A 12,271-nucleotide genomic window follows, 5' to 3' on the forward strand; every position below is an offset into this window, starting at 1 on the left:
TCATGATCCATACCCGAGCATACCGAAATTACTTAGGTATATGAGTTACTTGGGTATACAAGTTAAAGTAAAAGCCCCGTTTAACCTTGAAAGTCTAAACGGGGCTTTAAATTTCTTCTTACTTTATATCGAGTAAGGTTTAAGTCATTACTTGATGTTTAAGAACGCAGCGCCGCGTACACCACCTGAATCACCGTGTTTTGCTTTGATGATCTTAGGACACTTAGCCACAGACAATAAGTGTTTAGGGATGCGTTTTGGCATCTCTTCGTAAATCAATTCGAAGTTAGATAAGCCGCCACCAAGTACAACGGTGTGTGGGTCTGTGGCAGTAAACAGGTTTGCAAAGCAGATTGCTAGCAGCTCCATAAAGCGCTCGACGTGCTCTACTGCTTTCTCTTCACCCTCTGCGTGCGCTTTAATAATGTCGATCGCTTTCTTCTCTTCGCCGTAGTAATGCGCGTAAAGAAGCTCGAAACCACGACCAGATAGGTAACTATCTAAACAGCCTTTGTTGCCACAGCCACAGCCAAGTAATGGTGCGTTTTCGCCCAGGTGGAACCATGCGTCGATAGGAAGACGTGTGTGACCCACCTCACCCGCTACGTGGTTGCGGCCAGAGAATACTTTACCTTCGTAGATAAAGCCACCGCCAAAACCAGTACCAAGGATCAAACCTAGTACAGATGGTTCATCTTGAAGATCTTCGTCCCAGGCTTCAGAAAGCGCGAAACAGTTTGCATCGTTTTCAATTTTTACGCTGCGACCGATTTTAGCTTCCAGATCAGCACGAAGTGGTTTGCCTTTTGCCGCAGGAACGTTAACTGTTAGTACCGTTGCATCATCGGCGTCTTCCATACCTGGTAGGCCAAGACCAATCGTACCTTCGCAGCCAAACTCTGTATCGTATTTGTTCACCAATTCCGCAATGGTATCAACCAGCAGCTCGTAGTTGTCTGTTGGTGTAGGTACACGTTCCGTCGCTACACACTCAAGCTTCTCGTTAAATGCACCAAATTCAATTTTAGTGCCGCCGACATCAAAGCCGTAATACATGTATTTCTCTCCTAAAAAATGCTTCAAACGACTCTCAAAAATGGCTAGAGTCAAAAGTATAAACTGATGGCATTATCCATATCTGTACGCCTGCAAACCGTGACCGAATGCAGATTTATCCCCTCACCGAAGCCAGTTGAACAACATACCATCAACAAAAGCTCATTCCTTAGAGTCAGCTCTCGGTTTTCATCCACTCTTTGAAACGTTTCAAGTGTGGCTGGTTAGGGTCGCTTTTGACTCGAGTCTTGCTCAGCATGTAAGTTTCTCTGAAGGCTTCAAACCACAATTGAAGGCATTCCGCAGCTTTCGGCTCACCAGCTTGTTTTAAAACTAATGTCGCGACTTCGGCGGTTGAAAGATGCTGCTCATTCTCGGAGCGGCGCATGATGTATTCAGACAGAGATTCCGGCTCAATGGAAAGCACAGGCAAAGATTTAAGAAAATCAGAACGACGGAATATCTTTCGCGCCTCACGCCAGCTACCATCAATAAAGATCAGCAACCATTTTTTGTTCTCGACATCTTCTTTTACCAATCGCCCTGGCTCTAGATCTTCAATTAAACGAGAGGGATCATCCACATAGTCTGCAGGAAATACAATCACCGGTTGGTAACTGTCATCCTGTAGTAGCGCTAGCATCTCTTCAGACGGTTCTGTTCGGTTCCATTGATACACGTAAGTCTCTTGAATCGTATCAGCGATTAGACGACCGGTATTACTTGGCTTAAACACTTCGTTTTCAGAAACAATCAACATACATGCAATATTGGCCTTGATGTTTGGCTGAAGGTCGCACAAACAGTGTTGCTCAGAAACCTGGCAATATTGGCAACGAACCACTTTACATCCACGCGCGTTGAAAGGCTTGGTTGAGATAGATTGTCGGTACTGATATAAACGGTGGAAAGCGTGAATTCTCATGGTAAGTAATGCCAAGTAAAAAGTAGAGCGCGATTCTACTGATATTATGGTTTCGCCTCAAGATAAGTCCATCAGCAGTGTGTTGAAATAATTTCACTCTTATCTCGGTCATAGATAAAGAAATAAATAAGGGAATGACAGTGACAGAAACGACATTTCAAGAACCCTCATGGCTCAGATTAGGCTTTTTCCTTGGCGTATTATTGCTTTGTGCCATTTGGGAGAACAAATTGCCTAGAAAAACACTGACCGCTTCGCGCAGGTTTCGCTGGGTCAATAACTTGTCATTGGTTGCTTTTAACAGCCTAGTTATTGCTTTAATCATGCCTATCGCCGCCTTTCAAGCTGCGGTCATAGCTCAGGAGCAACAATGGGGGCTGCTGAATATTCTGTCCCTCCCCGCTTGGTTAAATATTTTTCTAACCGTCATTTTGCTTGATTTCGTCATTTACGCTCAGCATGTTGTCTTTCATCATGTAAAACCGCTGTGGAAGATTCACCGAATGCATCACGCCGATCTCGACATAGACGTCACCACAGGCGCACGCTTTCATCCCTTCGAAATAATCATTTCAATGGGAGTAAAAATTGCAGCCGTGTTTATCTTAGGTGTTTCACCTATCGGAATTGTGGTATTTGAAATTGTGCTTAATGCGAGCGCGATGTTTAATCACAGTAATGCAAAACTGGCTTTATCTATGGACCAAAAACTGCGAAACGTCATCGTTACACCAGACATGCATCGCGTGCACCATTCAGTGATAGTAAAAGAGACCCACTCAAACTTTGGTTTTTTCCTTTCAGTTTGGGACCGCTTTTTTGGGACATACCGAGCTCAGCCTAAGTTGGGTCATGAAGATGTTGTTATTGGTGTGCCGGAAATTAGAGACGAAGAAGAGCAAAGATTAGATAAGCTGTTAACGCAGCCCTTTCGCTACAATAAAGAGAAGAAGTGATGGTTGAAAAAATATTGTTGGATGAAGTATGTCAACAAAACGAATAGACCAAGCCTAAACCCCTGTTAAACACTACTTCATCCTCATGATGTGTAAGAACAGATTAGTTTTCTGCTAGCTGACGCTTTTTGTTTAACTGAGTAATACCAACAAATAAACCAACAACACCAAGCACTGCACATGCCAAAGCATTGGTGTTCATTACTTGCTGTGCCTCTATTGAGCTGTATAGAAAAGCAAGGCTGAAGAAAGTGGTGGCAAAGCTCAAACCTGTCAGTACGCTGAAACCAGCAAAACTGGCCAAGTCTTTAAAATCGTTCATAACGAGTCCCTGTTTACAATCCTTAATCGAGTGTTGTGAAAATAATAATTAACGAAATATTTGGCGCGATTGACTATGTTTTCGCGCATTCCATAACCAGATAGATACCCCAAATGAGAACCCTAAAAACAGTGTCTTCATTTGTAGGGCGACGTTGTTATCTAATATTTCTAATGTATAGTGAGCGTGGGAACTAAAGATAACATTGGTTATAAGAATCAATAACATAACGACTATGCCAGAGCGGCGATGCTTGACCAATAGATACGCTGCTAATAAGTCCAATAGTCCCAAAGCGCTCCAATACATATTCAACCAGCGTGGCGCAAAATCGTAAGGTAAAAAGCCACCAACAATGTTGTCATAAAGATGAACCACTCCGCCAACTGTCATAAAAAGGCATAAGAGAAACAAGACGAATTTATCCATTACCGTTTCCTTATCTGAATGAATGAGCAAAGCATATAGAAGTCACTTAAACATTTGTAATCTCATCGCCATTTTTGAGATCGACAGTGCCATTATCAACACGATGAGAACAGTAACGGCTACTCTACCTTCTTTATTTGCTTCTAGTAGAAGCATAGTGTTTGCTTTGTCATTGTCCCAAATCCGCCAATGCAACGACAGAATCCTCCTTTAAATCACGCCTTGGTTTAGCAACTCTCGTACCTTTTCCAGCCTGCGATGAAACACAGTATGTGCATTCGCGGGAAGGCCGCTCTCGACATCGTGCCAGAAGAACGCGAAATCATGTCCACCATCGTCTTGCGTATGAAACAGCCATGAATTAGCGAGATCAGCACACTCACACAAAACAAAATGCCATGCTTGATTTTGAAAGCCACTGTCCCATGAGCATAAATATCGTGCGGAACGAACATGTGTGATACCAGACTCCTCAGCGAGCTCCCGCTTGGCCGCTATGATGTAACTTTCATCAAACACTTCAACAGTGCCCTTGACGAGCTGAACACCCGCCAACGGATGTTTAAAAAGTAGGATCTCTTGATTTTGATTACGTAGAACGACGGGGCAAACTTTATCGATCACAAAACCACTCCTTCTTATGGCTTTAGCTTTCTCTGGATATAAAAAAATCGCATGAAGCTGCATGATTCATTCCTTTGAATTCTGGCGACATTCTAGTCAACGAGTCCCTCGAACAAAGCATTAACATCACGTTGTGATAACTAAACCCTTTAGAAATGAACGAGATGAGATGTAACTCACTTTTGCGATGCAAATAGGAGCCATTAAATGAGTAGCCGTAACAAAAAAGCAGAACCGAGGTTCTGCTTTTTGTCGGTGGAAACATCTCATTTACTTGGTCTGATGAAGCTCATACTTGTGCAGCATTGCTTGCTGGTGCCCAGCAATTTCCGCCACTTGCTCAGAACTCTCAACCATAGACTCAAGCTGCAGCTTTGTGCGTTCGCCAAGATCAGAAATATGTGTGATGGATTGAGATACATCTGCCGTCGCTCGTTCTTGTTCTTCTGTAGCAACTGAGATTTGCTCAACACGTTCTTGAATGTGCTTAACCGCGAGGTTGATATCAGAGAATGTCGATTTCACTTCATTGCTGGACTGTAGCGCGTGGGTCATTTCTTCTCTTGAATCATTAACTGCTTGGCGCGAGCGCTCTGCGGCAGTAATAAGCTCGCTCATCATTTCTCGGATGTTCGTAGTTTGTTGAGAGGTATCACTTGCAAGTTTGCGAACTTCATCAGCGACAACCGCAAATCCACGCCCTTGCTCACCAGCACGGGCAGCCTCTATTGCCGCGTTGAGAGCAAGTAAGTTGGTGTTGTCCGCGATCCCACTGATCATATCCACCATTTCACGAATCTGTTTAACACGCTGGTCTAGCTCTAACATTGACTGTTCATTTACATCCAAAGAGCTTTCTAATGACTCCAAACGTTCGCGGTTTTGTTCCACGACTTGAACCCCTTTTTCAGTGTGTTGGGTTGCAAGGAGCGAGTCCTGTGAAGATGCATTTGTCACCATTGCTATTTCACGAATAGAGGCTTCAAGCTGCGTTATGGTCGTGATCATACTCGACAACGCTTCATTTTGTGTTGCCAACCCATCACTTGTTTGTTCGGCTGCACTGTGACTTACTTCTGCCGTCTGATAAAGCGTTTCACAATTGCGCGTCACCGTTTGAATGGAGTCATGTGTGGAATCGATTACTTGATTCAACTTTCGTGCTACTTCTTTCAGCTCATAGGGGCCAACTTCTTCTGCCTTGTCACGAAAATCATGTTCGGTAAGTGCTGAAAGACGCGTTAGTACATTCCTTAACCCTCGGTTTGTCCATGACTTGAGACTAAACCAAGTAACAAGAATAATAAAAGAAATCACACACGCCGCAAACACGAGCACAACGCTCACCGATTCAATGGTCTCGTTGACCACCCGCTCCTTTTCATCGATCAACTGACCAGCGGTTTGGGAGATTTGATCAAGTAACCGCATGGTTTCATCCGCAAGCATCGAAGCCTGTTTAAACTCTGAACGTTGCAATTCCCCTTGTTCTAGTTTGGCGAGGATCAAACGCAGCACGCCCTTTTCACTAAAGCCTTGTTTCACCATCTCATATGGTGCGGTTAAGCTTGCATATTCACTTACTTCAGGATGGAAAGATTGGAAGTCTTCATAGGCGAGTTTAATACCTGCTATGCGATTTCGCATTTCTCGGTATTCTTTTTCGGCTTTGTTTAATTCTGAGTGCATCATCATGACTAAGAACGTACTTTCCATTGAGCTTGCAGAAGCAATGAAACGGTTAGCGGCATCGCTCGACTCAGGATTATCAGCACTAAGGAACGAACTGATTCGATTCATTTCCGGGCCGATAGAGCTAAGCCCATAGCGAAAACCACCAACAGCGGCATCAATATCCATTTGAATTTGTATCACCGAAGATTGCTTCAACAAAATGGACTGCGTGATGTTATGTAAACGCGCTAGTTTGGTGTCTAACTCCTCCGAGAGTTGCTGAGCTACACCAGACGCTTTCACAACCAAAGTTGTGCTTTGAGTTGCAAGAGAGTCGATTTGCTCTTTTACGAGAGGCAACTCTTTCGGCTCAGTAATCTGCATACCATGGTTGAGTAGCTTAACCATCTCCAATACATTCCTGGTTAACTTTGCGTTTGCCATCGCGATTGGTAATGCTTTTTGCGACAAGTCTTCAAATTGTTCCCCTACCTGTTCCATTCCTTTGAAACTTGAGACAGAAAGGGCTATAACAAGAGCAATGATAGTTAAAAATGTTGCACTGACAGCCTGAATCAGTGAAAGTGATGTGCGTGAGCGTTTTCGCTTTGCCATAATCAATTTTTATTCTTTCTTAAGGTTGAATCGGTTCTGCAGTGATTCCGTCACATTTGTGAGACAAAACCGTGATTTGCAGCCCATACTATGGATTGGTTATGACACTAATATTTCAGTTGTGAGTCATAGAGATGACAGGTGGTGATTTGCGTCGAGTATATTTTCCTTTGATAATCAGTGTGCTACTAAGCGCCTGCTCTTCTGGGCCTGAGCCTAGTGAGCAAGCTCAAGTGACAGCACCTACAAATCAGCTATTGTCGGACAACCCCGACTTGTTCGAGTTTTACACAGAGTGGCACGGCACGCCTTATCGCTTAGGCGGGACACAGAAATCTGGAATTGATTGCTCAGCATTTGTACAAAAAGCGTTTATTGAGGCTTATCAGCTCTCGTTACCAAGGACAACGAGGCAGCAATCAACGCAAGGTGTGGAGTTAAGTTGGACGGATGCCAAGCAAGGGGATCTAGTGTTTTTTAAAACAAGACGTACAACTTATCATGTCGGAATTTACTTGGGTAACAAGCAGTTCATGCATGCATCGACGTCTAGAGGTGTGATTATTTCAAGAATCGACAACCCATACTGGGCATCTAAGTTTTGGCAAATAAGAAGAGTTACAATGTAACTCTTCTTACTCTTAACCGGACATTGCTGTAAGTTAAAACAATATCAGTCGTAAGTCGCAACAGCATTATCGAACAGATTTTTGACCAGAGCGATGTATTCATCAAGGAACGTGATCTGTTCATTGGTCGCTTTTTTATGCCATACCCCAGCCAATATCTCACCAAGATCTTCAACAACTGCATCAGCCTCTTTCAACAATTTGAAGCGTACGCTCGAGTGAAGTTCTGGATTTTGCTCAAAAATCGCCATGATGTTTGAAGCCACCATATCGGTGACAACATCTTCGATGCTTTCGGATCCAGTGTCGCCAATTTCGGTCGTAAAAATATCTAGATTTAGAGACAAGTGCTCGATAAGAGCGAGATATCCATCGGTTTCTAAAACCACTGTTTTTCTCCGTTTATTGCAAGCCTTCGAAGCTGAAAGCAGAATAGTTTCAATAGTAAGACATGCCGAGAAAATTTCATTAACTTATTTCATATTAACAAACATTCACGAACCAACTGGATGATTTTCAAACAATTGAGCTTTGCTTCACTGAATTCGGATACAGGGTTTCTTCAAACCTTTTTATATTTCAGCCATTTTCATGCAAACAGGTTTGGTTACGACCATTTTCTTTTGCACGATACAGCGCAGCATCGGCACTCTTTAACCATTGAGTGTGAGTTTCAAAATAAGGCTTATACTCGCAAACACCAATACTTATCGTGTAATTAATCAAAAAATCTTCCACTTTCACGATCTCTTGCTCAATTCTTTTGCGCAAACGCTCTGCGAAATAGCAAGCTTGCTCCTGGTTTGTGTGAGGAAGTAGTACCGTAAACTCTTCACCACCAAAACGACCGCAGATATCACTGCTCCTTGCTGTTTTTCTCAACAATGCAGAGGTTCGACGAATGACTTCGTCCCCTGTCGGGTGACCATAAGTATCATTCACCTTCTTAAAGTGGTCGATATCGAATATTACTAATGAGCATGGTCCGTCGATAACTTTTAAGTGAGCAAACTCATCTTTCAATGATTGCTCCCAATAAGCGCGATTAAATAAACCTGTTAAACCATCTTTGCGACTGATTTCCGACAAATGTTGATTTGTTTCTTTCAAATGAATGCGATTTCTCGCAGTTTCAGAAACATCATTGACTTGAATCGCTATGTGGCTGACCTCTCCTGAAAGCCCAATTAACGGCGTGATCACGATATCTTGATACATAAAATCACTGCTGTTTGAAACCGGAGAAAAATTGTTGAACTTAAAAAGGTACGGTCGGTTTTCCCAGCTAGAAAAAGAACGAGTTTCCAGATCGGCGGCAGCTTTTATCTTGGTTTCTAGCCAAGTTCTTGGCAGCTCTTCAAAATGCTCAAATAAACATTCACCAAGAATTTCTTGTGATAGAACGCCACTGTATGACTGCATAAAACTGTTCCACACACACACTTTATACTCTTGATCCAAAACAATAAGCCCTGAATCCATCGTATCGAGAATTTGTGTGACCCAATGAAAGTCTGCTATGTCCAGCGTGATATCGGACATTAGATTAGCTCCATGATTTCATAGATTATTTCTACGGATGGCTTATCAATTAAAAACAGTACCTCGCACTCGAAATCGAGCGCTTCTGCCATGTAGGTGTATTCGATAGTAAAGAGCTCACCCAACTCGCCTTGCTCTTCACAATAAGGTGTTAAGGTATCCACAATGCCTGGCTGACGAAGTGAGAACTGCTTGTCGAGTTGATCGCCCAATGATGTGAGAAATGACGAGACCAGTAGGTTAGAGATATTCAAGATGATTTCATTATGAGGCGTAAACTCAAGGAGGTAACCTAATTTTTCCCCAATCTGATTGATATCCCTACCACGTAAGCACACCAGTGCCTCTCCGTGAATACCACCACCGACAAACCTCTGCGCTACCGCAACGGAACTGTCACGCCCAACCACATCAACCAGTGTCATATGAAGCTCGCCGTAGGACAACGGTCCAACATGAGGAACAGGAAGTTGGATGAACTCATGTAAATGGTCAGCCATAATCGCAGCCCCTTTACCAAGGGCAATGTTCGCAATTTCACGGAATTTGGCTAGTAAGGAAAGCTCTTCGCAACCCTGGTTTTTAGAATCAACCGAATGACTAGGTTTGAACGCATAATGCAGCCCTAATTGTTCGTATAGTGGGAGCACCTGCTCTTCTGTCAGAGGCTTAGCGATAAAAGCTTGAGCACCAAGATCGAGACAGCGCTGTTTTGCCTCTTGTTGAACATCTCCAGAAATAATGACGATTTTGGTCGGGTACTGACTAACAGGTAATGATTCGAGGACCTCAAAACCATCCATTATGGGCATCGTTAAATCGAGAAACAAAATATCGATATTTTGCTCAGCAAGAATATTAAGCGCCTCATAACCATCTTGCGCTTCAATAAGATGCAATGATGTATCTTGTACGATAGAACGCGCAATAAGCTTTCTTGCAACAGCTGAGTCATCACATATCAGTATTTTCATGCCACCAATGGAACTAACGTCAAAAAAATCATAATACCTGTTGTAAACGTTCATCTCCATATGCTAAGCCAACAAATCAGAGGCTTATAAGCGATTTGATTCACATTTATACAAATTGACTACACTAAGAGGAAGGTTTCTTTACTAAGTATGCTCAACATAGCGCCAACTCCCTGCTATTTATCCTAAACTATTGGTGGTCAAATAGATTCGCGAGGTTTTGTATGTGGCAAGCAATATCGCAACAGCTTTCTGATACTTTATTGTTCGATTACCAGATCACGGAAAAAGTAAGGCTGTCTGGTGGGGATATCAGTGAAAGCTACATGATCAATGATGGCGAGCAACGTTATTTTGTGAAAATTAACGATCGCGAGTTTTTGTCGAAATTTGAGGTAGAAGCTGAAAGCCTGCATCTTTTGCGTGAAACATCCACCCTATTTGTACCTGAGGTGGTATTGGTTGGTAAAACCAAAAATGCCTCATTCTTAATTCTTAACTACCTTCCAACGAAACCATTAGAAGATGGTCCCAACAGCTTTAAATTTGGGCAGCAATTAGCTCACCTACACCAGTGGGGCGAGCAAAAAGAGTTTGGTTTTGATACCGACAACTATCTCGGTTCGACTCTACAGCCCAACAAATGGCACAAGAAATGGTGTGTATTCTTTGCTGAGCAACGCATAGGATGGCAATTACAGCTCCTTAAAGAAAAAGGCGTCACCTTGGTTGATATCGATGACTTTATCGATGTCGTAAAACAGCGGCTAGCAAACCATGCTCCGGAACCTTCTTTGTTGCATGGCGATTTATGGAATGGAAATGCGGCACTCACTGCATTCGGTCCTATCTGTTACGATCCTGCGTGCTATTGGGGGGACAGGGAGTGTGATATTGCGATGACGGAGCTTTTTGGTGGATTTCAACCAGAATTTTATCAAGGCTACGAATCGGTTATGCCACTTTCTTCAAGCTATGAAGAGCGTAAAGATATCTATAACCTTTACCATGTTCTCAACCATTGTAATTTGTTTGGCGGCCATTACTTGGAACAGGCTCAACTGGTTATTAATAAAATCATTTCTTATTAATTTGGAAGCCACTGCATATTTCAAGATGTAAAATCTCGAGGCACATCACTACAGAAGATCACCCTAAGCTCAAGGTTGAGTTTGGGGTCAAGTTTTGTACTTATTTCGACTCAATTAGCAACAACTCGACCTAATATCAAAGGAGACTTAACTTTGGATTGTGCCTATTTTCCTTGTAGGCAAAGTAAGTAAAGGGCTGTGCTTCCTTGATGAATAGTGTGTTTAAAAGCCCTGCGAGATTAGGAGTTGTTGTATGAAAAATTATACCGAAAGGTATGTAAAGTGCCCGCATTGCGGACACTCTATCGGCATTACATTGGATGCAAGCAATGGTGACCAAGAGTTTTATGATGATTGCCCAGCTTGTTGCCACGCTATCCACCTAAATATGCGAGTGGATGAGTTACAAGATAAGGTCGAACTATTTATCGATGACAATTACGAATAGCAGCTCGAGCATGTGAACATCAGAAATATAAAAACGCTTAAATGAAAAAGGAGCACTAGGCTCCTTTTTCTCATTCTAAAGCTGTTTTGCTGCAAGAACGCGCTCAACAGTATCAACAATTGCTTGAGTCTGAGGATCAAACTCAATATTAACACGCTCCCCTACTTGTCTCACTCCGAAAAGAGTTCGCTGCAAGGTTTCTGGAATTAGATGTACTGAAAAACGACACGCTTCAACTTCACCAATAGTTAGCGAGCAACCATCTAAACCGATGTAACCTTTCGCTAATACATATTTCATTGATTCTTGCGGCAGTTGGAACCAAGTCGTGCGGTTATTGGGCGTATCGATGATATCGACAATATCTGCCGTCAAACTAATATGACCAGACATGCTATGCCCGCCTATTTCGTCACCAAACTTAGCCGCGCGCTCAATGTTTACGCTATCCCCTTCCACCAGCTGACCTAAATTAGTAAGAGCCAATGTCGCTTGCATTAAATCAAAACTGATAAGGTTGCCTTCGATCTTAGTCACAGTTAGACAACATCCGTTGTGTGCAACGGATGCACCAATTTCTAACCCTTTACAAAGTTCATCGCTTAACTCGACAACGTGCGTTTGAAAGCGTTCTTTTTTATCAATTTTAACGACCTTCGCCGTACCCTGAACTATTCCTGTAAACATTTCTTTTTACCTATTGATTTAATACCAACTGTAGTCGAAGACTAAGCCCTAAACACTGCGCTACAGGTCGGAAATAAAGACCGCAGACGATAAAGCAACGGCTTAATGAACACTGGTTTGTTCTCATGCATGCTTCAACATTACCATGATTCGCTGCTGTTCTCAGTAAAAGCGTATCCTTAGCGTGGAGAGCGTCCAGTCACTGTTATCGACTATTCACTACCTAGCTATGGAATATAAACATACAATTGTTTATCATTTGCGCGGAGTTTCTCCGAGGCATTTTTTCACCTTATCGT

At 42.8% G+C, this 12,271-nt stretch carries 14 protein-coding genes; 4 read left to right on the forward strand and 10 right to left on the reverse strand.

The window, feature by feature from the left end:
- Nucleotides 1-147: 147 nt before the first annotated feature.
- Nucleotides 148-1,056 carry an N-acetylglucosamine kinase gene (nagK, locus tag R7Q39_RS15445; protein WP_318076423.1) on the reverse strand — a complete coding sequence of 303 codons (909 nt, stop codon included), beginning with the start codon at nt 1,054-1,056 and terminating at the stop codon, nt 148-150.
- 175 nt (nt 1,057-1,231) lie between these two features.
- Nucleotides 1,232-1,981, reverse strand: coding sequence for a tRNA-uridine aminocarboxypropyltransferase (locus tag R7Q39_RS15450; RefSeq protein WP_213895590.1), 750 nt, complete (start codon nt 1,979-1,981; stop codon nt 1,232-1,234).
- 140 nt (nt 1,982-2,121) lie between these two features.
- Here R7Q39_RS15450 and R7Q39_RS15455 point away from each other — a divergent pair, with 140 nt between their 5' ends.
- Nucleotides 2,122-2,937: a sterol desaturase family protein gene (locus tag R7Q39_RS15455; protein ID WP_031777247.1), complete on the forward strand. Its 816-nt coding sequence runs from the start codon at nt 2,122-2,124 to the stop codon at nt 2,935-2,937.
- 103 nt (nt 2,938-3,040) lie between these two features.
- Here R7Q39_RS15455 and R7Q39_RS15460 read toward each other — a convergent pair whose 3' ends face one another.
- The 4 genes from R7Q39_RS15460 to R7Q39_RS15475 all read right to left on the reverse strand — a co-directional run bounded on the left by R7Q39_RS15460 (nt 3,041) and on the right by R7Q39_RS15475 (nt 6,601).
- On the reverse strand, nt 3,041-3,259 hold the full coding sequence (locus tag R7Q39_RS15460; RefSeq protein WP_005389537.1) for a hypothetical protein: 219 nt from the start codon (nt 3,257-3,259) through the stop codon (nt 3,041-3,043).
- A gap of 48 nt (nt 3,260-3,307) precedes the next feature.
- Nucleotides 3,308-3,688, reverse strand: a complete 381-nt coding sequence (locus R7Q39_RS15465) for a hypothetical protein (RefSeq protein ID WP_025766661.1) — start codon at nt 3,686-3,688, stop codon at nt 3,308-3,310.
- A 210-nt stretch (nt 3,689-3,898) separates the two neighbouring features.
- A complete protein-coding gene (locus tag R7Q39_RS15470) occupies nt 3,899-4,312 on the reverse strand; it encodes an NUDIX hydrolase (RefSeq protein ID WP_318076434.1) in 414 nt (137 codons plus the stop codon).
- Nucleotides 4,313-4,582: 270 nt separating this feature from the next.
- Nucleotides 4,583-6,601 (reverse strand): methyl-accepting chemotaxis protein, encoded by a 2,019-nt coding sequence (locus tag R7Q39_RS15475; RefSeq protein ID WP_017820668.1) that lies wholly within the window; start codon nt 6,599-6,601, stop codon nt 4,583-4,585.
- 134 nt (nt 6,602-6,735) lie between these two features.
- Between R7Q39_RS15475 and R7Q39_RS15480 the strand changes: the two genes are divergently transcribed.
- Complete coding sequence (locus R7Q39_RS15480) at nt 6,736-7,230, forward strand: NlpC/P60 family protein (protein ID WP_005377619.1); 495 nt, start codon at nt 6,736-6,738, stop codon at nt 7,228-7,230.
- A 44-nt stretch (nt 7,231-7,274) separates the two neighbouring features.
- Here R7Q39_RS15480 and R7Q39_RS15485 read toward each other — a convergent pair whose 3' ends face one another.
- The 3 genes from R7Q39_RS15485 to R7Q39_RS15495 all read right to left on the reverse strand — a co-directional run bounded on the left by R7Q39_RS15485 (nt 7,275) and on the right by R7Q39_RS15495 (nt 9,746).
- Nucleotides 7,275-7,619, reverse strand: coding sequence for a DUF3802 family protein (locus R7Q39_RS15485; protein WP_005377620.1), 345 nt, complete (start codon nt 7,617-7,619; stop codon nt 7,275-7,277).
- A gap of 190 nt (nt 7,620-7,809) precedes the next feature.
- Nucleotides 7,810-8,772, reverse strand: coding sequence for a GGDEF domain-containing protein (locus tag R7Q39_RS15490; protein WP_017634922.1), 963 nt, complete (start codon nt 8,770-8,772; stop codon nt 7,810-7,812).
- The gene (locus R7Q39_RS15495) at nt 8,772-9,746 is read right to left on the reverse strand and encodes a response regulator (protein WP_021033872.1); all 975 of its coding nucleotides are present in this window, start codon (nt 9,744-9,746) and stop codon (nt 8,772-8,774) included. The genes R7Q39_RS15490 and R7Q39_RS15495 overlap by 1 nt, the downstream gene beginning before the upstream one ends.
- A gap of 224 nt (nt 9,747-9,970) precedes the next feature.
- Between R7Q39_RS15495 and R7Q39_RS15500 the strand changes: the two genes are divergently transcribed.
- Nucleotides 9,971-10,837 carry a fructosamine kinase family protein gene (locus R7Q39_RS15500; RefSeq protein WP_005377623.1) on the forward strand — a complete coding sequence of 289 codons (867 nt, stop codon included), beginning with the start codon at nt 9,971-9,973 and terminating at the stop codon, nt 10,835-10,837.
- A gap of 253 nt (nt 10,838-11,090) precedes the next feature.
- Nucleotides 11,091-11,285, forward strand: coding sequence for a CPXCG motif-containing cysteine-rich protein (locus R7Q39_RS15505; RefSeq protein WP_017634925.1), 195 nt, complete (start codon nt 11,091-11,093; stop codon nt 11,283-11,285).
- Nucleotides 11,286-11,360: 75 nt separating this feature from the next.
- On the opposite strand, the gene R7Q39_RS15510 is transcribed toward R7Q39_RS15505, so the two are convergent.
- Nucleotides 11,361-11,972: a riboflavin synthase subunit alpha gene (locus R7Q39_RS15510; RefSeq protein ID WP_318076424.1), complete on the reverse strand. Its 612-nt coding sequence runs from the start codon at nt 11,970-11,972 to the stop codon at nt 11,361-11,363.
- Nucleotides 11,973-12,271 lie beyond the last annotated feature (299 nt).

This window comes from Vibrio sp. 947 (assembly GCF_033339115.1).
Lineage (GTDB): Bacteria > Pseudomonadota > Gammaproteobacteria > Enterobacterales > Vibrionaceae > Vibrio > Vibrio alginolyticus.

What these genes read in the sequence shown, in the direction of transcription:
- R7Q39_RS15490 (WP_017634922.1), bottom strand. Translation starts at nt 8,772, where the DNA reads ATGTCCGATATCACGCTGGACATAGCAGACTTTCATTGGGTCACACAA.
- nagK (WP_318076423.1), bottom strand. Translation starts at nt 1,056, where the DNA reads ATGTATTACGGCTTTGATGTCGGCGGCACTAAAATTGAATTTGGTGCA.
- R7Q39_RS15450 (WP_213895590.1), bottom strand. Translation starts at nt 1,981, where the DNA reads ATGAGAATTCACGCTTTCCACCGTTTATATCAGTACCGACAATCTATC.
- R7Q39_RS15475 (WP_017820668.1), bottom strand. Translation starts at nt 6,601, where the DNA reads ATGGCAAAGCGAAAACGCTCACGCACATCACTTTCACTGATTCAGGCT.
- R7Q39_RS15460 (WP_005389537.1), bottom strand. Translation starts at nt 3,259, where the DNA reads ATGAACGATTTTAAAGACTTGGCCAGTTTTGCTGGTTTCAGCGTACTG.
- R7Q39_RS15465 (WP_025766661.1), bottom strand. Translation starts at nt 3,688, where the DNA reads ATGGATAAATTCGTCTTGTTTCTCTTATGCCTTTTTATGACAGTTGGC.
- R7Q39_RS15480 (WP_005377619.1), top strand. Translation starts at nt 6,736, where the DNA reads ATGACAGGTGGTGATTTGCGTCGAGTATATTTTCCTTTGATAATCAGT.
- R7Q39_RS15495 (WP_021033872.1), bottom strand. Translation starts at nt 9,746, where the DNA reads ATGAAAATACTGATATGTGATGACTCAGCTGTTGCAAGAAAGCTTATT.
- R7Q39_RS15505 (WP_017634925.1), top strand. Translation starts at nt 11,091, where the DNA reads ATGAAAAATTATACCGAAAGGTATGTAAAGTGCCCGCATTGCGGACAC.
- R7Q39_RS15500 (WP_005377623.1), top strand. Translation starts at nt 9,971, where the DNA reads ATGTGGCAAGCAATATCGCAACAGCTTTCTGATACTTTATTGTTCGAT.
- R7Q39_RS15510 (WP_318076424.1), bottom strand. Translation starts at nt 11,972, where the DNA reads ATGTTTACAGGAATAGTTCAGGGTACGGCGAAGGTCGTTAAAATTGAT.